The following is an 18698-nucleotide window of genomic DNA, read 5'->3' as shown; positions in this document are numbered from 1 at the left end:
GATTCAAACGTTTGCATTGGCGGCCGTCGAAAAACCAGCCGAGGCGGACAGGGGTCAGGCCCGGGGTTTGCCGGTGCTCGCGCGCCAGACGAGGGTGCTTTCGATGCCGGTGTGGCTCGTGTCGGGCGCGGTGCCCGGCTCGGTGTCGGCCAGCAACCGGTCGACCGCCAGCTGCGCGACGCGCGCGCTGGCGCCGTCGATGGTCGTCAGCCCCGGCTGGACCAGGCCGGCCAGGACGTCGTCGTGCCCGGCGACGCTGACGTCGTCCGGCACCGACAGGCCGAGCTGCCGGAAGCCCTCGATGAGCCCGGCCGCCAGCACGTCGTCGAAGGCGACCACCGCGGTCGCGCCGTGCTCGGCGACCGCGGCGGCGGCCGCGACGCCGTCCTCGTGCCGGGCCGCGGTCGGGTCGAGCTTGGTCAAGCTCCCGCCGCGTCTGCGCACCCGGTCGGCGACCGCGCGGGCCCGGACCTTGTTGGCCCAGGAGCCGACCGGTCCCGGCAGGTACGCGATCTTCTCGTGGCCGAGTTCGCACAGGCGGTCCACGAGCTCGGCGATGGAGGCCGTCGAGTCGGTGTAGACGCAGGGGATGCCGTCCACCGGGCGGTTGACCAGCATCAGCGGGATCATGTCCGCGATCTCGCGGATGTGGGAGACGCTCATCCGCGGCGAGCACAGCAGGATGCCCCGGGTCTGGCGGGCGAACTGCTCGCACATCTGCCGTTCGACGTCGGCCGCGTCGTCGGTGTCCGCGACGAACACGCCGATGTCCCGCCCGCGGGCCCGGGCCTGTGCGGCCTTGAGCAGCGTCGTCATGTACGGGTTGCTGATGTCCGGCACGACGACGCCGAGGTAGGGGGCGTCGCCGGCGCGCAGGGCGCGGGCCATCAGGTTCGGGGTGAACCGCAGCCGCGCGGCCACTTCACGCACGTTCCGCACGGTGTCCGGGGACAGCAGCTCCGGGTTGGAGAACACTCGCGAGACCGTCGAAATCGACACCCCGGCCGCGGTCGCGACGTCGGCGAGCTTGGTCCGCTGCACGCGCCGGGTCATGCGGCACCCGGCCCGGACGGCGTGGTCGTGACGACGGTCGGGGACAGGTCCGGGTGCACCAGCCCACGGTACCCGGCGACGTCGAGCCGCCGGGTCGCCCCGCCCCAGGCCGGAGCCACCTCCGACAGCAGGGCGCCGCGGCGGGCGCACGCCGCGACGAGCCGGCCGAGCCCGGCCGCGCGCACGCCGTCCGGCCCCGGGCTCGCCGCGACCGGCGCGGGGTGCGGCGAGCCCATCGCCTGGACGGCGGCATTGCCGGTCAACACGAAGGCGCGCGTGGCGGCCGGCGACAGCAAGGGATCCCCGGCGCCGTCGGGGTCGGTGACCGCGGCCCGCAGCGCGGACGTCGCGGGGGTGGCCGGGGTGACCGCGATCCGGGTCCCGCGCCGCCAGGCGGTCACCCGCCGCCCGCCGTCGGAGACGCGGATGACGCCGTCGCCGGTGTGTACGAGCACGCCCGGGTGCACGACGACGTCCGAGGCGGTGGTGCCCACCGCGAGGACCCGCGGTCCCCGGTGGGGGACGACCCGGATCGCCGAGGTGTCGTCGCCCGGCAGGGCCCGGACGTGGAAGCACTCCGCCACGACCTGCGCCGGGGACCAGCCGTCCTCGACCCGCGCGGCAAAGAGCAGTGCCGCCTGGACGACGTGGGCGAGCGGGTTGAACAGCGGCCCGTCGAGGACGGCCCGGCCGTCGAGGAACCAGTGGCCCGCCCACCGGCTGCGCCGGTAGTACTCGTCGGGGCGGGCCAGGGCGCCGTACGCGACGACGTCGTCGACCGCCGGCCTGCCGAGGGCGGCCCAGGCGCGGCTCAGCGCCGCTACGGTCGCCCGCGCGTCCTGGAAGCCGACCTCGACACGCCGCGAGGCCGGGAGGGCGGCCAGCGCGTCGAGGTCTTGCAGCAGCGTGACGGGCGGTTTTTCCAGGTATACGGCGGCTTTCGCCTCGATCGCCGTCCGGGCGAGCGTGAAGTGCGTGTGCGGCGGCGTCGAGATCACCACCGAGTCGACCGGACCCGCGGCGAGCGCGTCCTCGAGGCTCGGGTACCAGGCGGGCGCGAGGCCGTGCTCGGCGACGGCTTGCCGGGCCTCCGTGGAAACCGCGACGTCGACCAGGCCGGTGAGGTCGATCAGGCCGTCCCGGTGCAGGCCGAGCAGGCTGCGCAGGTGCCGCAGCCCGTAGCCGCCGGTGCCGACCAGGACCGTGGCCGGGAGTGGGGTCGTCATCCTTTGAGCGCCCCTCCCGCGAGCCCGGAGAACACGTGGCGCTGCATGAGCATGTAGACCAGCAGCGGCGGGACGATCACGACGAGCGCGGCGGCGGAGATGACGCGCTGGTCGGCCGAGAACGCGCCGGAGAGATACTGGACGCCGACGTTGACCGGGTACTTCTCGGGACTGCTCAGGATCACCAGCGGCCAGATGAAGTGGTCCCAGGAGTCGAGGAAGCCCAGCACCGTGATGACCGCGAGCGAGCCCTTGACGTTGGGCAGCATGATGCGCAGGAACGTCCGGACCGGCCCGGCGCCGTCGATCGTCGCGGCCTCCTCGAGCTCGTCCGGGATGCCCCGGAACGCCTGGCGCATCACGAAGATCGAGGTGATCGAGACGGCTTGCGGGAGGACGACGCCGACGAGGGTGTCCTGCAGGCCGAGGTTGCGCGTGACGAGCAGCGTCGACACGAGGATCACCTCGAACGGCAGTGCCGCGGTGGCCAGCAGGGCGGCCAGGTAGACGTTCCGGCCGCGGAACGGGATCCGCGCCAGCGCGTAGCCGGTGAGGGTGGCCAGCAGCAGGTTCGTCACCACGCCCAGCGCCGCGATGCCCCCGGAGTTCAGCAGGTACCGCGCGAGCGGGATCTGCGTGAACGCCGTGACGAAGTTGTCCAGCGTCGGTTCGCTCGGCACGAGGCTGCCGGGGAAGCCCGCGGTGCTCTCGCCGGGTCCCTTGAGCGCGGTGGTGACCTGCCAGAGCAACGGCCCGAGCACGACCGCCACGGCGATCAGCATCAGCACCCACCGGAGGACGGCCTCACCGCGGGAGACGCGCTCGCGCTCTTCGCGCCGGTTCGGCCCGCTCCGGCGGCCGGTTCGGATGACGGTCACGCGCGCCTCCCGCGGGTCACGATCCAGGTCACGGCCGCGGCTGCCAGGACGAACACGAACAGCGCCAGGCTGATCGCCGAGGCGTACCCCGCCTGCGTGCCGGGGGAAACGCCCTGCTCGAACAGGTAGAGCACGATCGTCTCGGTCGAGCCGCCCGGGCCGCCCCCGGTCATCACGTAGGGCTCGGTGAAGATCCGCAGGACGCTGATCGAGGTGAGCACCCCGACCAGGACGGTCGTCCCGCGGATCTGGGGCAGGGTGACGCTCCAGGTCCGCCGCAGCCAGCCGGCCCCGTCGATCCGGGCCGCCTCGTCGAGCTCCCCGGACACGTTCTGCAGCGCCGCGAGGCTGATGAGCGTGGCGAGCGCACAGCCCTTCCAGACCGTCACGAGCATGAGACTGACCAGGGCCAGGTTCGAACTGCTCAGAAACGGCAGCGGCCGGCTGATCACGTGCAGTCCACCGAGGACCTGGTTCACCAGCCCGTCCGAGCGCAGCACGAACTGGAACATCACGGCGACGGTGGCCAGCGGCATCACCATGGGGGAGAACAGCAGCGACCGGATCACCGCCGACCCGCGCAGGGACGTGTTGACGAGGATCGCCAGCGACGTCGAGAGGGTCACGATCACCGGCACGGTGCAGAGCATGTAGAGGAAGGTCCGGCCGACGGCCGCCCAGAAACCGGCGTCCCCGGCGAGGGTCGCGAAGTTGTCCAGCCCGACGAACTGCCCGCCGCCGACGGTGCTCGCGTCGGTGAACGAGAGCACGAAGGTGTTGACCAGCGGGGTGAACAGGAACGTGCCCTGCAGGATCAGGACCGGTCCGACGAACACCAGCGGCACGTACCACCGGTGCCGCCGGAGTGCGGGCCGGGCCGCCGTTTTCGCGGGGCTGCGGTCTCTCAGCAACATCGCCGTCACCGCGCCTTGAGGATCGTGGTGAGCTTCGTCTGGGCGTCGGCGAGGGCTTGCGCCGCGGGCACCTCGCCGATGATCGCGGGCTGCACGGCCGACCACAGTGCGGTGGAGAACTCCGAATCGACCGCGGCCGGCAGGACGACGGTGGTGCCGTTCTTGAGGCTGGCGGCCGAGATCGTCCGTGCCTTGGACACCAGGCCGGTGCCGTCGCCGGTGAAGAACGGGTCGTCGAGCGCGGCGGTGGTGCTCGGGAACACGCTCGACTGCTTGGCCAGCGCGAGCTGGTTTTCCGACGAGGTCAGGAACTTCGCGAAGGCGACGGCGGTGGGCAGGTTCGCCGACGTCTTGGGCACGGCGATCCCGTGCGGCACCAGCCAGGTGCCCGGCCCGGTGACGCCGAGCGGCTTGCCGAGGGTGATCTTCGAGTACACCGCCGGCGCGTTCTGCTGGATGATCTTGAGGCGGGATCCGCCGGTCTCGAGGTAGGCCGTCCCGCCTTCCTGGAACGTCTCGATCTCGCTGCGCTGCTGGGCGGCCACGGAGTCGGCGGGGATCCCGCCGGACTTCTGCAGCTCGGCCAGGGAATCGACGAAGGCCACGGCGGCCGGCGTGTTCACCACGGCCTCGGTGCCCTGGTCGTTCACCAGCGGTACGCCGAGGCTCAGCAGGTAGTTCGGGAAGCCGATCTCGGTGGGCTGGAACCCGGCCTTCCCGGTGGCCTGGGCGACCTTTGTGGACGCTTCGACGAGTTCGGTGTAGCTGGCCGGATCCGGCGCGCTCGTGAGCCCGGCCTGCTCCAGCAGCGCGGAGTTCTTCAGGAGCACCGGCGTGTTGAGGTACCAGGGGAGCGCGGCCTCCACCGTCGAGCCGAAGGTCAGCGACTTCCACGCGGACGGCACGAAACCGGCCTTGAGGTCGCCGGCACTCGTGGCCATGTCGACCACGAGTCCCTTGCGCGCCAACGGCGCCAGGGTGCGCGTGTCGAGGTCCATGACGTCGGGCAGCGACTTGGCGACGGCGTCCGCGTTGGTCTTGCGCGCGGCGGAGTTGCTGGGGATGTCGTTCCAGGTGACCTTGGTCCCGGGGTACTTCTTCTCGAAGCCGGCGATCACGCCGTGCAGGTACTTGTCGAAGGTCGGGGACAGCTGGAGCGTCTGGAACGTGATGGCGCCGGTGACCTGACCGGACGTGTCGACCGCGCCGGTCTGCGGAGCGCCGCCGAGGCCGCATCCCGCGACGGCGAGGGCGCCGGCCGCGGCGAGCGATAGGAAGGCCGTCCTGCGAACCATGGCTCGCCTCCGATGTGTGATCGATGTTTGCTGGCTATGCAAACGTTTGATAGAAAGTACGTATGCAGTCGAGCGAGAGTCAAGAGCCGAGTGCCATTTCCCCCGCTGACCAGGGGGAAGCCTGGATCGACCGGCAGCTGGAACGCCTGACGCCGAGGCAGAAGCTCGCCCAGCGGCTCGTCGTTCTCCCGGGCGTCGCGGACGACGGCCGTCCCGACGAGGACACCCGCGCCGCCCTGGCCGCCGGGCTCGGCGTGCTGCACGGACTGACGGGCATGAGCGTGTCCGCGGCCGCCCGCTACCACGTCGAGGTCGCCGGGATCGCCGACGAGCTCGGCCTGCCGCCCGCGCTCGTTTCGGCCAATTTGGAGTCCGGCGTCGGCTACACCCTCGGTGGCGGCGGAACGGACTTCCCGTACCCACGCGGGATCGGGCACAGCGACGACGCCGGACTGGCGCGGCGGATGGCCGAGGAAGCCGCCCGCGAGGCGCGGCTCGCCGGGTTCCACTGGACCTTCAGCCCCTGCGTCGACGTCCTGACGACCCCGGACGACCCGATCCTCGGCGTGCGCGCGTTCGGGCTGGAGGCCGACCGGACGGCCGTGCTCGGTGTCGCCCAGATTCGCGGGTACCAGGACGGCGGGCTGCTCGCGACCGCGAAGCACTTCCCTGGTCACGGCGACAGCGCCAAGGACACCCATGCCGAAGCGGCCCCGCTCGCCCGGACGCCGGAAGACCACGAGCACCGGCACCTGCCGCCGTTCCGCGCGGCGATCGAGGCCGGGGTCGCGTCGGTCATGGTGGCGCACGTGGCCCTGCCCGGACTGGGCGTGCCCGGCCCGGCGAGCCTGTCGCCGGTGGTGAACCGGACGTGGCTGCGCACCGAGCTGGGCTACGACGGCCTCGTCGTCACCGATTCCCTGCGGATGGGAGCCATCGTCGCCGGGTGGCCGACGGCCGCGTCCGCCGTGGCCGCGCTGGCGGCCGGCGCCGACGTCGCCAACGTGAAGTGCCCCGCCGGTGAGGTGCCGTCGATCCTCGACGCGCTGGAAGCGGCCCTGGCAGCCGGGGAGCTGGACGGCGATGAGCTGGACCGGTCTGTCGCGCGGCTGCTGCGCGCCAAGGTCCGCCTCGGCCTGCACCGGGCGCACGGCATTGATCTCGCGCGCTGCGAAGAGCTCGACGCGGGCCGGTCCTGGGCGGATCCCGGCCTCGCGGGCACCGTGAGCGCGCGGCTGCCGGATCCGGTGCGAGGGCCGGTCGTCGTCGTGGGGGACAGCGAGCTGGCGCGGTCGCTCGCGGACGGCCTCAAGGTGGCGCGGGGAGAGGTGGCGTACGAGGCGCTGTCATCGCCCGGCGAAGCCGCGCGGGCGCATGCCGGAGCCACGGTGGTGGCGGTGACGTGCCCGCTCCCGGTCGACGGCGGCCGGGACTCCGCGGAGTTCGCGGCCTCGGTCGAAGCGGCCCGGGCCCACGGGCACCCGGTCGTCGCCGTGGTCAACTCCACGGTGCCCGCCACCGGCCTGCGGGTGGCAGGCCCGGCGGTGAGCGTGCCCGCGGTCGACGCCTTCGGGATCGTCTCGGGCGCGGCCGTCGGCGCGGCGGTCGAGGTGCTCGGGTGAACGGGCCCGCGCCCTCATCCGGTCGTGAGAATCCCTTCGAGCAGCCGGACGGGGTCGACGAGCGCTTCGGGGTCCCGGGTGCCGCGGCCCTCGCCGATCCCGGTGAGGAAGTCCTCGACCTGCTCCTCGAGGTACCGCGCGGGCGCCGTGACCGGGCGGACGTCCCCGTTCACGGCGAGTGTGAACCCGGTGCACTCCGCCGGTGGGCGGAAACGGAGGTCCAGGGTCACGTCGTCGCCGACGAGCCGGGCGCTGTCGGCGGTGACCTCGGCGACCGACCGCGGCCGGCCGCCGCGGGCCTGTTCCAGGACTTCGCAGGCCAGCTCGACGTGGTGGATCCCGTAGTGCGCCAAGCCGCCGTAAGGGCTGTCCGGTGCCGCGGGGCCGGTGATCTCGAGCGACGCCGGACCTTCGGCGGCGCGCACCTGCATCGCGGCGGCGCGGACCGCATCGGCGTCGCGGAACCCGGAGCGGCAGGCGAGGAGCAGGCCGCGTGCGACGGCCTCCCGCGTCATCGCCCGCGCGTCGGCTTCCCGGGTGGCGAGCGGCTTGTCGACCCAGACCGGGATGCCGGCCGCCAGCAGCGGGAGGGCCTGGGCCGCGTGCTCGCGGCCGTCGCGGGTGCAAAGCAGGGCCGCGTCCACCGAACCCGGCAGGTCGCGCACGTCCCGGACCGTCGTGGTGACGCCGTACCGCCGTGCCAGCGGTTCCGGGTCGGTGCCGTCGAGCCCGACGACGTGCGTCACCCGGCCGAGTGCCGGATTTCCCGCGGCGGCGAAGAAATCGAGCAGCCGGGCGGGGCGTGAGCTGTCGACGCCGACGATCGCCACCCGGAATCCGGCGGACGTTTTCAAACGTTTGCACAACTGCATGAGCACAGTGTTTAGCACAAGAGCCCGCACGCGAACAGCGGCGGGGAAGGGGGCGGCCATGCCGACCAAGGCCCAGGACTCGATGATGATCGTCAGCGAGCCGACCCGCGACGAGCTGGGGGCGCGTGCCGGGAGCCACGCGGGACGAGTGTTGCGGGAAGCGTTGCGCGGCGGCGGCACGGCGCGGGTCATGCTCGCCGCCGCGCCCAGCCAGAGCGCGACCCTCGCCGCGCTGGCCGCCGAAGCGGGCATCGACTGGGCCCGTGTCGAACTGTTCCACATGGACGAGTACGTCGGGCTGGCACCGGACGCCCCGCAAGGGTTCGCGACCTGGCTCACGACCACCTTCGTCGGGCACCTGCCCGGCGCCCGGTTGCACCGGATCGACCCGGCCGGTGATGCGGAAGCCGAGGCCGCGCGGTACGGGGAACTGCTCGGCCGCGAGCCCTTCGACCTGGTTCTGCTCGGTCTGGGGGTGAACGGCCACCTGGCCTTCAACGATCCGCCGGCCGACTTCGCGGACCCGTGCGGGGTCCGGGTCGTGGCGCTCGACGCGACCAGCCGCCGCCAGCAGGTGGAGGAGGGGCACTTCGCGACGTTCGACGACGTCCCGGCGACTGCCGTGACGGTGACGATTCCGCGGCTGCTCAACGCCGCCACGGTGATCGCGTCGGTGCCCGGGCGGGCGAAGCGGACCGCCGTCGCACAGACGCTCCGGGAGCCGATCGGCCCGATGCATCCCGGCACGGCCCTGCGCACGCATCCGAACGTCACCCTCTACCTCGACGCCGAAGCCGATCCGCGGTGAACGCGGCCCCCGAAGGCCTCCTGGCGCGCTACGGCGAGCGACTCGAGAGCGCGATCGACGCGATCGTCCGGGACGAGGCGGATCACGTGCGGGTGGCCGCGACGCTCGTCGCCGACCAAGTGCGGCAGGACGGGCTGGTCCACGTCTACGGACCGGGTGGCCATTCCGCGCTGGCAGTGCAGGACGTCTTCTACCGTGCCGGGTGCCCGATCGCCGTCGCACCCGTGGCCGATCCCGCCACGGCGCTGTTCGCCGGCGCCCTGGGCTCCACGGCCGCCGAGCGGGAAGCCGACCACGGTGAGGCGGTCGTGGCCGGATCGGGTGTGGGGCAGGGCGCCCTGTTCGTGGTCGTCAACGCCTTCGGGGTCAACGCGGCCGCGGTCGGCGCCGCCCGGGCGGCCCGGGCCCGCGGCGCTCGCGTCATCGCGCTGTCCTCGCGTGCGGCGGAGGCAGCGGTGCCGGCCGGGCACCGGGCGCGCAGCGGCAGCCTGCCCGCGCACGCCGACGTCCACGTCGACACGCACGTCCCCGCGGGCGACGTCGTCCTCGAGGCCGGGCCGGGCGTCCGGGTGGGCGGCCTCTCGACGGTCTTGAACTCGTTCGTCCTGCACGCGATCCTGGCATCGGCGGTCGAACAGCTGGTCGCGGGCGGGGACGAGGCCTGGGTCTGGCACTCGAGCTACACCGCCGGCGGCGACGCGCACAACGCACGGGCGGCCGAACGAGTACGGGAGCGGGTGCCGCAGCTGTGAAACCGTCCGAAGTGGAGGGCCGGATCCCGGCGCCGGCCGGGGAGGTGGCGGTCCGGATCACCTGGCAGGGCGACGTGATCAGTGAAGTCCGCCGCCTCGACCCGGCGCCGGACGGGCTGCCCGTGGTGGCGCCCGGCCTGGTGGACCTGCAAGTGAACGGCTACGGCGGCCTCGACGTGAACGCCGCGTCGGTCACCGCGGACACGGTGGCCGAGCTGTCCCACCTGCTGGCCGCCCACGGGGTCACGACCTGGTTGCCGACGATCGTGACCGCGCCTGAGGAACGAATCCTCGAAGCGCTGCGGTGCGTGGCGCGGGCGCGCGCCGCGGACCCGGTGGTGGCGAGCGCCGTGCCCGCCGCGCACGTCGAAGGCCCCTTCATCTCCGACCGGCCGGGCGCGCGCGGGGTGCACGATCCATCGGCGGTGCGGCCGATGGACGCCGGCGAGGTCGACCGTTGGCTGCGGGCCGGGCCGGTCGGCATCGTGACGGTCTCGCCCCACGGCGAGGCGGCACCGGAGCAGGTGCGGCGGCTGCGCGGGCTGGGCGTGACCGTCGCGATCGGACACACCCACGCCACCCCGGACGAGATCACGGCGGCGGTCGACGCGGGCGCTTCCCTGTCCACGCACCTGGGCAACGGCATCCCGACGACGGTGCCTCGCCACCCCAACGTCCTGTGGCGGCAGCTGGCGGACGACCGGCTCAGCGCCGGCCTGATCGCCGACGGCCACCACCTGCCGTACGACACTCTCGAGGTCATGCTGCGGGCGAAGGGGATCGACGGCGCGTTCCTGGTCTCCGACTCGACCGAGATAGGCGGACGACCGCCGGGCCGCTACCGGACCGCGGTGGGCTCCGTCGTCGAGCTGGGCGAGGACCAGCGTCTGTCCGAAGTGGGCAGTGACCTGCTGGCAGGCGCGGCGGCGACGTTGCTGGACGGAGTGCGCACGGTGTCCGAACGGACGTCCTTCGGCTTGGCCGGCGCACTGGCCCTGGCGACGGCGAACCCGGCGCGCCACGTCCCCGGCATCCGGCCGGGCACGGGCGAACTCCGAACGGGCGGTCCGGCGGACCTCATCGTGCTCGACGACTCCCGCTCTGCGGGGCTCGCCTTGGCGGGCGTCGTGCAGGCGGGCCGGTGGGTCCTCGGCGCGTGAGCGAGGCGGATCTTCGCGGAGCCTGAGGGGTTCGCGAATCACTTGAGTTGCAGGTCGGTGGCGAACTTCGGGGCGGCGTTGTAGATCAGCTCTCGGTCCGATGATCGGCTCATCCGCAATGCATTTGATCTCGGCGTGGAGTCTGGTCTACCGTCCACCTCGCGTTGATCGCGCACTCCGGGGTGTTGTGGTCGCTCGACGCCGAACGGAGGTTGTCATGCACAAGCTGGTGGTCTTGTATCCCGAGCCCGCCGATCCCGACCACTTCCGCGACTACTACGTGAGCAACCACCTCCCGCTGGTCACGCGCATGCCCGGCCTGCTCGCGTGGCGCTACAGCTTCGAGGTGGCAGCGACGCAGGGACAGACGCCGTACTTCGCGGTTTTCGAGGCCGAGTTCGCTGATGCCGCGGCAATGACCGCGGCGAGGGCGTCTCCGCAGGGCCGGCAGGTGGCTGCCGATGTCGCCAACTACGCCACCGGTGGCGCGGTCGTCATCCACTACCCGGTGCAGAACGGCACCTGCTGAGCCTGGCCCCGAGGCGCCGCCGTATCCGCGGTGAGCCATGTTCGCCACGGCAACGGCCGCGAGACCGATCCCGTTGGCGCACACTCCGTCGCCTTGGCCGCGTTGCTCGCACCGAGCCTGGCTCGGCCGCGCCAGGACTCAAACCGTCAACCGCCTTCACCGGCTGCTGCTGGAGCTGTTTCCCGGCGGTGCGAAGAAGTTCCTGTCCGCGACGCAGGCCCGTGCGCTCGTGGCGACGGTCAAACCGCGGGACATCGTGGGCAAGACCCGCCGACGTCTGATCGTGGAGTTGATCACCGAACTCGAGACGGTCGACATGAAGTCCAAGGCCGCCGACAAGGATCTTCGTGAGCTGGTGATCACCCGCGGCTCCACGCTAGTGGACCTGCACGGTATCGGCCCGTCCGGCGCCGCGCGGCTGCCGGCCGACGTCGGCGACATCCACCGGTTCGGCAACCGGGACCGATTCGCGTCCTGGAACGGCACCGCACCCTTGGACGCATCCTCCGGTGAACAGCAACGGCATCGATTGTCTCGCGCCGGCCACCGCCGGATCAACCGGACGCTGCACACCATGGGCGTCGTCCGGCTCCGTAATTCCACCGCTGGCCGCGTCTATTTCGACTCGAGGTAGGCGGCTGGCAAGATACCGGCGCGTGGCGATCGGCTTGGGTGCTACTGCCGTCATGCTGTCTTCTCCGTGGTGCAGGGCGGCGCGGGGTGCGGAACCGTGGATGGAGTCAGGCGGGGGATTCGGAGTGCTTCCGGCTCCACCCACGGAGATCGGGTCAGCCCAGGCGGCGGACCAGTGCGTCGAATTCGTCGTGCAGTTCCCTGGGCAGCTTGTCGCCGATGGTGGTGAACCAGTCGCGGATGAGGTCGAGTTCGGCCGGCCATTCGCCGGGGTGGACGGCCAGGGCTTCCGCGACGTCGCCGGGGTCGGCGTCGAGTCCGGTCAGGTCCAGGTCACCGGCGGCCGGCACGGCACCGAGCGGCGTGTCCACGGCGTCGGCGGTGCCGTCGATCCGGCCGGTGATCCAGGCCAGGACCCGGGAGTTGTCCCGGAATCCGGGCCACAGGAAGCGGCCGTCGGCGCCGCGGCGGAACCAGTTGACGCCGAAGATGCGGGGCAGTTTGGCGGGATCGGCGCCGGCGCCGAGGGCCAGCCAGTGCGCGAAGTAGTCGCCGACGTGGTAGCCGATGAACAGGCGCATCGCCATCGGGTCGCGGCGGACCACGCCGACCTCACCGTCGGTCGCGCCGGTGGTTTCCGAGGACAGCGTGGCGCCGAGGAAGACCCCGTGCTGCCAGTCGCGGGACTCGACGACCAGCGGCATCGTGGTGGCGCGGCGTCCGCCGAACAGGATCGCCGAGATCGGCACCCCGGCCGGGTCGTCCCACTCGGGGGCGAGGGTCGGGCACTGCTGGATCGGGGTGCAGAACCGGGAGCTGGGGTGAGCAGCGGGTTCGGCGAAGTCCGGGTGCCAGTCCCGGCCCTGCCAGTCGGTGAGGTGCTGCGGGGCCTGCTCGGTCAGGCCTTCCCACCAGACGTCGCCGGTGTCGGTGACGGCGACGTTGGTGAAGATGGCGTTGCCCTGCTCGATCATCCGCATCGCGACCGGGTTGGTGCGGTAGCCGGTGCCGGGTGCGACGCCGAAGAACCCGAACTCGGGATTCACGGCGTAGAGCCGACCGTCGGGTCCGAAGCGCAGCCACGCGATGTCGTCACCGAGGGTCTCGGCTTTCCAGCCGGGCAGGGTGGGCTGGAGCATCGCGAGGTTGGTTTTACCGCAGGCGCTCGGGAACGCCGCGGCGGCGTAGTGGACGGCGCCGGCCGGGGAGGTCAGTTTGAGGATGAGCATGTGCTCGGCGAGCCAGCCTTCGTCCCGCGCCACCACCGAGCCGATGCGCAGGGAGTAGCTCTTCTTGCCCAGCAGGGAATTCCCGCCGTAGCCGGAGCCGTAGCTCCAGATGGCGCGTTCCTCGGGGAAGTGCGAGATGTACTTGACGTCGCTGCACGGCCAGGGCACGTCGGCCTGGCCGGGCTTGAGCGGCGCACCGACCGAGTGCAGAGCCTTGACGAATTCGGCGTCGTCGCCGAACTTCTCGAGCGCCATCGCGCCCATCCTGGTCATCAGCCGCATCGACACCGCTACGTAGGCGGAGTCGGTGATCTCGACGCCGAGTTTCGGGTGTGCGGCGGTGAGCGGGCCCATGCAGAACGGGACGACGTACATGGTGCGACCGCGCATGCTGCCCCGATACAGCTCGGTCATGATGATCTTCATGTCGACCGGGTCCATCCAGTTGTTGGTGGGCCCGGCGTCAGGTTCGTCCTTCGAGCAGAGGTAGGTGCAGTCCTCCACGCGCGCGACATCGCTGGGATCGGAGGCAGCGGCGAAGGAGTTCGGCTGCTGCCGCAGCCGCACCAGCGTGCCCACGTTGACCAGGTCCGTGGTCAGCCGGCGCCATTCGTCGTCCGACCCGTCGCACCACACCACCCGCTGCGGCGCGGTCAGGTCCGCGACCTCATGGACCCAGGCCAGCAGGGTGCGGTGCGTGGTAGGGGCCGAGTCCAGTCCGGGGATCGTGCTCAACGTCGGGACGCCCGTTGTTCTCATCCTGTGGCTTCCTTTGCTGCGCGTGCGATGGTCGTGACTTGGCGAGCGTGGATCGGCGACCTGACCGCATCGGTCACTCGGTCGGTCAGAACCTGGGCGTTCCGCTGGGTGAGCGGCAGATCGACGGCGTGCGCGGTGATCAAGGCCCGTGCAGCGGCGAGATAGGTCGCGAGATCGAAGGTCGTTGCCGGGTCGCGCAAGGCCGCACGCAGCAGGCCGGCCACGGCGCAGGGGGCGGTGCGCGCGGCCCCACGGGTGATCACCGCGAGCTCGGCGTGGCGATCTTCGTCGCCCCAGCCGGGCAGGGCGCCGATCAGGTCGACGACGGCGCCGGCGCCGGACGCCACGTGCCGCAGTGGAAAGGTGACCGCGTCCGAGGTGTTCCACGTGGTGATGTCCGCGACTCCGGCTGCGGCGAGCAGCGGGGCGAGGATCGGGAGGTACTGCGCGCCGGCGACGACCACTTTCCCGATCCGTGAGGCGGGCGGCCGGTCGGCGACCGCGACCAGGACGGCCGTCGTGAGCGCGATCGCCGTGGCGTCCTGGTCGGTGAGTACCAGCGGCATTCCACCATCGCGCAGATCCTGCTGGACGAGGCGGGTCCGTTCCGGGTCGGTGTGGGTCAGCAGGATCGGTCCGACCTCGGCCCGCAAGGCTCGGATACCCGCGGCGAGTTCTGCCGCGTCGGCGGCATCGACGGTCACCGGTCGCACAGTCACCCGGGCCAGGCCGCCGAGGTGTTCGGCGAACTCGTGCACGATCGGACCGACAGGTCCTGCTGCGTGGTCGCCCAGTGCGCTGCCGTCGGAGACGACGGCCGCGCAGCGGTGCTCGCCGCCGTCTCGTTGCCGCGTGCCGTCACGGTTCATCGAGCACCTCCGCTGCCCCGCAGGGCTCCGTCATCGAGGATGCGGGCGTCGTCATCGGTCAGTCCTGGTACGGCACGGTCGTCAGGGCCGCGGGGTCGACCCATCCGGTGGTGTCGACGCCGTTGCGCTCGGCCAGGTCCAGTAGTTCCCGGAGCCGGGCCACGTGGAGGTCGCTCTCGTAGTCGTGGCCGACCTCGCGTGCGGCGTTCAGGGCTTCCAGCACGGCCCTCACTCGAGCCGACAGGACAGTCACGAACTCGCTCGCGCTCACCTGTTCTCTGGTCCGATGCCGGTACAGGAGCACAACGACCTCCACTCTGACGAATCCATCTTCTTATTAGTTAATGAAGTTTGCAAGTCTTGGGTTGTGCGAGACTGCACACACCTCGATCAGGCGTGGCCGCCTGCCCGAAGGCCCGGGGTCAGAGGTCGTTGCCGGCGTAGGACAGGTTGAAGCTCTTGTTGGTCAACGGGAAGTCCGGAACGATCGTGTCGGCCAGCGCCACCGGCAGCGCGGGCCAGTTGAAGAAGCTGGGGTCGACGACCTTGACCCGCGTGAGGACGCCGTCGGCCGAGCATTCGATGCGGTGGACGATGGTGCCCCGCCAGCCCTCGACGATGCCGACGCCGGATCGGGCGGTGGTGCTCGAAGTGTGGGCGAGCGCGCTGGCCGACGAGGTGTGCTCGTCGAGGTGGTCGAGCAGGTGGCTGATCAGCGCGATCGAGTTGTCGATCTCCTCGGCGCGGACGAGGAAACGGGACAGGACGTCCCCGTCGGTGCGGGAGTGGTGGGCAAGGGGGAATTCGGCAGCCAGGAACGGGTGGTCGTACCGGGCGTCGCCGGACAGGCCGCTGGCCCGGGCGACGTAGCCCAGCGCGCCCAGGTCGGCGGCCTGTTCCCGGGTGAGGACGGCGGTGCCGGTGAAACGGTCGGCGACCACCGTGTTGCCGAGGGCGAGCTGCACGATCTCGGCGATGTCGCCGCCGATCGCGGCAAGGTCCGCCCCATCCGGAAGCTGGGCAAGGTCGGTCCGGCCGAGACGGATCGCTCCGCGCAAGAGCCGGTGCCCGGTCACGTGGTCGTTGAGCCGCAGCAGCTGTTCGCGGACGCGTTGGGCATGGGTGTGGAGAATGCCGTGGGCGACGTCGTTGCACAGGGCACCGAGGTCGGTGACGTGGTTGTAGAGCCGTTCCAGCTCCAGCAGGATCGCCCGCATCCGCTGGGCGTCCTCGGGGACGGGAATGGCGAAGGCGTCTTCCACGGCCTGGCAGAACGCCAGGGTGTGGCCGACCGCGGTGTCGCCGCTGATGCGTTCGGCCAGCTCGAGCGCGGCGTCGGGGCGACGCCCCTGGAACAGTTTCTCGATTCCTCTGTGGACGAACCAGAGCCGGGCCTTGAGGTTGAGGATGGTCTCGCCGACGACGGAGAAGCGGAAGTGCCCGGGTTCGATCATCCCGGCGTGCACCGGGCCGACCGGGATTTCGTAGACGCCGTCGCCTTCGACGGTGCGGAACGGGTAAGGCCCGTCCTGGGTGCCGAAGTCGGGTGGTTCGCCGGTGTCGTTGAGCATCGGGTACCAGCCTGCGGGCCAGTGGAAGTGGCGGACCAGCCGGCGGGGCAGGGGGTGATCGGTGGGGACGATGCCGAACAGGTCGCGCATTTCGCGTTCGAACCGCCCGGCGGGGAAGGACAGCGCGGCCAGGCTCGGCACCTCGGGCCGGGCGGGATCCAGCGGGACGTGCAGTTCCACGCGCCGGTCCGGATCGGCGGCGGTGAACAGGTACACCGCGCGCAACTGGTGGCCGTCGTCGTGTCCGGCGATCAGCGCTGTCCGGTAGCCGTGCGCGAGGAGCCCGCGGGCGCGTTCGGGCAGTTCGCCGGGGGTGATGGTGCGGGCGGAGCGGCGGTAGCCGACCTTGTCGCTGAACAGATCCGGGCTGGTGGTCATGACATCCCCGTGAGCGTGTCGGCGGCCAGGTGCAGCAGAGTGGCGAGCGGGCCCGCGGTGAGGCCGAGCGCGGCGCTGGCGATCAGGCCGGTGACGAGCGTCAGCCCCAGCGTGGCCGGGATCGGCCGTGGCGCGGGCGCGGCGCCGGGTCCCTCGCGTGCGGTGCCGAGCAGCATGCGGCTGGTGTGCCCGAGCAGTGCGGCGGCGATGACCACCACGACGGCGAGCACGGCGGCGGTGGCCCAGCCGAGCCCGCCGGCGAAGCCGGTGCGGGCGATGCCGAGTTCGCTGGCGAAGGCGCTGAACGGCGGCAGTCCGATGAGTGCGAGCACGCCGAGGCCGAGACAGCCGGCGATCAGTGGCTGCCGGGCGGCCAGACCGCGGACGGCGTCGATCCGGCTGGTGGCTTCGGTCTGCAGGATCCGTCCGGCGGCCAGGAACAGCACGCCCTTGACCAGGCCGTGGCCGAGGATGTGCAGCAGGATCGCGGCGTAGGCGAGCGGCCCACCGACTGCGGCGCCGAACGCGACCAGGGCCAGGTGCTCGATGCTGGAGTAGGCCAGCATCCGCTTGTAGTCCCGCTGCGCCAGCAGCAGCGAGGCCGCCAGCAGCACCGAGACGAGCGCCATGACCAGCAGCAGCGCCCGGGCGAAGCCGGTCCCGAGCACGACGTCGGCGATGACCTTGACCCGCAGGACCGCGTAGAACGCGACTGCCAGCAGCACCCCGGACATCAGCGCCGACACCGGCGCGGGCGCTTGCGAGTGCGCGTCGGGCAGCCACGCGTGCAGCGGCGCCAGGCCGGCCTTGGTGCCGAACCCGATGATCAGCAGCGCGATCGCGATCCGCGTGACACCCGGGTCGAGCCCGGCCGCGTGCTGCGTCAACGCCGCCAGGTCCAGCCCCGGGGTGCCGGGCGCGTGCTGGGCCGCGTAGTTGAGCAGAAATGTTCCCAGCAGTGCCAGCGCGATTCCGGTCGAGCAGATCACGACGTACTTCCAGGCGGCCTCCACGGCGTGGCGGGTGCGGCGTTGCCCGACCAGGAACGCGGTGACGATGGTGGTGGCCTCGACCGCGACCCACAGGACTCCGAGGTTGGCGGCCAGCACGGCGAGCGCCATGGCGGCCAGGAACAGTTGCACCAGCACGCTGTGCCGGGTCGCGGTGCGTGGGTTGGCACGACCGGCGTCGATTTCGGCGCGCAGGTACGCCGGCGTCGCGGCGGTGGCCAGCAACCCGACCGCGCCGATCACGACCAGCATGAACGCGGTGAGCGCGTCAGCCCGCAGCAGTCCGCCGAGCGCGGTGCGTGGTCCGGCGGTCGCGACATCGACCGCGAGGGTGCTCGCGGCGCCCAGCATCAGGGCCGCGCCTGTGGCGCTGGCCCAGCGGGTCGCCGGACGCCAGCGGGCACCGAGGTAGAGCAGAGCGCCGAGGAGCGGGGCCGCGATGGGAGCGAGCAGGAGGAGGGTGGTCATGAGTCGCGTAGCTCCCGGAGCTCGTCGAGGTCGGCGTCGCCGAAGGTCTCCCGCATGCGGGTGGTGAGGATCTGCAGCACCAGCACGACCAGCAGCACGTCCAGGGAGACGCCGAGTTCCACGGCGAGTCCGGTGCCGGCGGTGGTGAGGAACCCGACCGTGGTGATTCCGTTGTCCATCAACAGGAACCCGACCAGCTGCGAGAGCGCGCGCCGGCGGGTCACCAGGACGAAGAAGCCGATCAGCGCCACGGTCAGCCCGACCGGGATCGCCTGGGTCGCCGGGGACGGGGCGAGCGCGATCAACGGCTGGGAGACGGCGTAGGCGAGCATGGTCAGGATGGCCGCGGCCAGCAGCGAGGACGCGACGTTGACCAGCGGGCGGGTTTCACGGCGCACCTCGCCATGGCCGGCCAGGGCGCGGCGCAGCAGGTAGGGCAGCGCCCCGGCGCGCAGGACGGCGATCCCCGCGGCGACCGCGCCGAGCTCGGCCGACCGCTCGTGCGCGGCCAGTACCGCGACGAGCACCGCCAGGGCGAGCCCTTGGATCGCGAAGACCCGGATGATCACAGTGAGTTCGCGGCGCCAGAGGATCAGCACCGCGGTCAGCAGCAACGCCCCGCAGGCCAGGTCCAGCAGCTGCACGAAGACGGTATCGCTCATGACGGGATGT

The 18698-nt window shown here is 71.9% G+C and carries 18 protein-coding genes; 6 read left to right on the top strand and 12 right to left on the bottom strand.

From position 1 onward, the window contains the following. Positions 1–54 precede the first annotated feature (54 nt). The 5 genes from QRX60_RS44110 to QRX60_RS44090 are packed head-to-tail and all read right to left on the bottom strand — an operon-like array spanning position 55 to position 5366. Complete coding sequence (locus tag QRX60_RS44110; protein ID WP_285997422.1) at positions 55–1053, bottom strand: LacI family DNA-binding transcriptional regulator; 999 nt, start codon at positions 1051–1053, stop codon at positions 55–57. Beyond that, positions 1050–2279 carry a Gfo/Idh/MocA family protein gene (locus tag QRX60_RS44105; RefSeq protein ID WP_285997421.1) on the bottom strand — a complete coding sequence of 410 codons (1230 nt, stop codon included), beginning with the start codon at positions 2277–2279 and terminating at the stop codon, positions 1050–1052. The genes QRX60_RS44110 and QRX60_RS44105 overlap by 4 nt, the downstream gene beginning before the upstream one ends. Next, positions 2276–3157 carry a carbohydrate ABC transporter permease gene (locus QRX60_RS44100; protein ID WP_285997420.1) on the bottom strand — a complete coding sequence of 294 codons (882 nt, stop codon included), beginning with the start codon at positions 3155–3157 and terminating at the stop codon, positions 2276–2278. The genes QRX60_RS44105 and QRX60_RS44100 overlap by 4 nt, the downstream gene beginning before the upstream one ends. Next, positions 3154–4071, bottom strand: a complete 918-nt coding sequence (locus tag QRX60_RS44095; protein WP_285997419.1) for a carbohydrate ABC transporter permease — start codon at positions 4069–4071, stop codon at positions 3154–3156. The genes QRX60_RS44100 and QRX60_RS44095 overlap by 4 nt, the downstream gene beginning before the upstream one ends. Before the next feature lie 5 nt (positions 4072–4076). Further along, on the bottom strand, positions 4077–5366 hold the full coding sequence (locus QRX60_RS44090) for an extracellular solute-binding protein (RefSeq protein WP_285997418.1): 1290 nt from the start codon (positions 5364–5366) through the stop codon (positions 4077–4079). Positions 5367–5428: 62 nt separating this feature from the next. Here QRX60_RS44090 and QRX60_RS44085 point away from each other — a divergent pair, with 62 nt between their 5' ends. Continuing rightward, positions 5429–6988: a glycoside hydrolase family 3 N-terminal domain-containing protein gene (locus tag QRX60_RS44085; RefSeq protein WP_285997417.1), complete on the top strand. Its 1560-nt coding sequence runs from the start codon at positions 5429–5431 to the stop codon at positions 6986–6988. Positions 6989–7002: 14 nt separating this feature from the next. On the opposite strand, the gene QRX60_RS44080 is transcribed toward QRX60_RS44085, so the two are convergent. After that, complete coding sequence (locus tag QRX60_RS44080; RefSeq protein ID WP_285997416.1) at positions 7003–7818, bottom strand: Gfo/Idh/MocA family oxidoreductase; 816 nt, start codon at positions 7816–7818, stop codon at positions 7003–7005. Positions 7819–7918: 100 nt separating this feature from the next. On the opposite strand from QRX60_RS44080, the gene QRX60_RS44075 reads away from it, so the two are divergent. The 5 genes from QRX60_RS44075 (at position 7919) to QRX60_RS44055 (ending at position 11743) form a co-directional block, all read left to right on the top strand. Next, on the top strand, positions 7919–8668 hold the full coding sequence (locus QRX60_RS44075; protein ID WP_285997415.1) for a 6-phosphogluconolactonase: 750 nt from the start codon (positions 7919–7921) through the stop codon (positions 8666–8668). Continuing rightward, on the top strand, positions 8665–9420 hold the full coding sequence (locus tag QRX60_RS44070) for a sugar isomerase domain-containing protein (RefSeq protein WP_285997414.1): 756 nt from the start codon (positions 8665–8667) through the stop codon (positions 9418–9420). The genes QRX60_RS44075 and QRX60_RS44070 overlap by 4 nt, the downstream gene beginning before the upstream one ends. After that, positions 9417–10580, top strand: coding sequence for an N-acetylglucosamine-6-phosphate deacetylase (locus QRX60_RS44065; RefSeq protein ID WP_285997413.1), 1164 nt, complete (start codon positions 9417–9419; stop codon positions 10578–10580). Before QRX60_RS44070 ends, QRX60_RS44065 begins: the two co-directional genes overlap by 4 nt. A gap of 217 nt (positions 10581–10797) precedes the next feature. Further along, positions 10798–11109, top strand: a complete 312-nt coding sequence (locus QRX60_RS44060) for an EthD family reductase (RefSeq protein WP_285997412.1) — start codon at positions 10798–10800, stop codon at positions 11107–11109. Positions 11110–11146: 37 nt separating this feature from the next. Beyond that, positions 11147–11743 carry a transposase gene (locus tag QRX60_RS44055; protein WP_285997411.1) on the top strand — a complete coding sequence of 199 codons (597 nt, stop codon included), beginning with the start codon at positions 11147–11149 and terminating at the stop codon, positions 11741–11743. A 154-nt stretch (positions 11744–11897) separates the two neighbouring features. On the opposite strand, the gene QRX60_RS44050 is transcribed toward QRX60_RS44055, so the two are convergent. The 6 genes from QRX60_RS44050 to QRX60_RS44025 form a co-directional block, all read right to left on the bottom strand. Next, positions 11898–13730 carry a phosphoenolpyruvate carboxykinase (GTP) gene (locus tag QRX60_RS44050; RefSeq protein WP_285997410.1) on the bottom strand — a complete coding sequence of 611 codons (1833 nt, stop codon included), beginning with the start codon at positions 13728–13730 and terminating at the stop codon, positions 11898–11900. Beyond that, complete coding sequence (locus tag QRX60_RS44045; RefSeq protein WP_285997409.1) at positions 13727–14599, bottom strand: hypothetical protein; 873 nt, start codon at positions 14597–14599, stop codon at positions 13727–13729. Before QRX60_RS44045 ends, QRX60_RS44050 begins: the two co-directional genes overlap by 4 nt. A gap of 58 nt (positions 14600–14657) precedes the next feature. Beyond that, positions 14658–14822, bottom strand: coding sequence for a hypothetical protein (locus tag QRX60_RS44040; protein WP_285997408.1), 165 nt, complete (start codon positions 14820–14822; stop codon positions 14658–14660). 199 nt (positions 14823–15021) lie between these two features. Next, positions 15022–16548, bottom strand: coding sequence for a hydrogenase large subunit (locus tag QRX60_RS44035; protein WP_285997407.1), 1527 nt, complete (start codon positions 16546–16548; stop codon positions 15022–15024). Beyond that, complete coding sequence (locus QRX60_RS44030; RefSeq protein WP_285997406.1) at positions 16545–18026, bottom strand: proton-conducting transporter transmembrane domain-containing protein; 1482 nt, start codon at positions 18024–18026, stop codon at positions 16545–16547. Before QRX60_RS44030 ends, QRX60_RS44035 begins: the two co-directional genes overlap by 4 nt. After that, complete coding sequence (locus QRX60_RS44025; RefSeq protein ID WP_285997405.1) at positions 18023–18688, bottom strand: hypothetical protein; 666 nt, start codon at positions 18686–18688, stop codon at positions 18023–18025. Before QRX60_RS44025 ends, QRX60_RS44030 begins: the two co-directional genes overlap by 4 nt. Positions 18689–18698 lie beyond the last annotated feature (10 nt).

Source organism: Amycolatopsis mongoliensis (genome assembly GCF_030285665.1).
GTDB lineage: Bacteria > Actinomycetota > Actinomycetes > Mycobacteriales > Pseudonocardiaceae > Amycolatopsis > Amycolatopsis mongoliensis.
The sequence above is the reverse complement of the archived record's forward strand: the minus strand, read 5'-3'. Positions and strand labels throughout refer to the sequence as shown.

Coding starts and splice junctions, on each gene's coding strand:
- QRX60_RS44110 (WP_285997422.1), bottom strand. CDS start 1,053: ATGACCCGGCGCGTGCAGCGGACCAAGCTCGCCGACGTCGCGACCGCG.
- QRX60_RS44105 (WP_285997421.1), bottom strand. CDS start 2,279: ATGACGACCCCACTCCCGGCCACGGTCCTGGTCGGCACCGGCGGCTAC.
- QRX60_RS44095 (WP_285997419.1), bottom strand. CDS start 4,071: ATGTTGCTGAGAGACCGCAGCCCCGCGAAAACGGCGGCCCGGCCCGCA.
- QRX60_RS44090 (WP_285997418.1), bottom strand. CDS start 5,366: ATGGTTCGCAGGACGGCCTTCCTATCGCTCGCCGCGGCCGGCGCCCTC.
- QRX60_RS44085 (WP_285997417.1), top strand. CDS start 5,429: ATGCAGTCGAGCGAGAGTCAAGAGCCGAGTGCCATTTCCCCCGCTGAC.
- QRX60_RS44075 (WP_285997415.1), top strand. CDS start 7,919: ATGCCGACCAAGGCCCAGGACTCGATGATGATCGTCAGCGAGCCGACC.
- QRX60_RS44060 (WP_285997412.1), top strand. CDS start 10,798: ATGCACAAGCTGGTGGTCTTGTATCCCGAGCCCGCCGATCCCGACCAC.
- QRX60_RS44055 (WP_285997411.1), top strand. CDS start 11,147: ATGTTCGCCACGGCAACGGCCGCGAGACCGATCCCGTTGGCGCACACT.
- QRX60_RS44050 (WP_285997410.1), bottom strand. CDS start 13,730: ATGAGAACAACGGGCGTCCCGACGTTGAGCACGATCCCCGGACTGGAC.
- QRX60_RS44045 (WP_285997409.1), bottom strand. CDS start 14,599: ATGAACCGTGACGGCACGCGGCAACGAGACGGCGGCGAGCACCGCTGC.
- QRX60_RS44035 (WP_285997407.1), bottom strand. CDS start 16,548: ATGACCACCAGCCCGGATCTGTTCAGCGACAAGGTCGGCTACCGCCGC.
- QRX60_RS44030 (WP_285997406.1), bottom strand. CDS start 18,026: ATGACCACCCTCCTCCTGCTCGCTCCCATCGCGGCCCCGCTCCTCGGC.
- QRX60_RS44025 (WP_285997405.1), bottom strand. CDS start 18,688: ATGAGCGATACCGTCTTCGTGCAGCTGCTGGACCTGGCCTGCGGGGCG.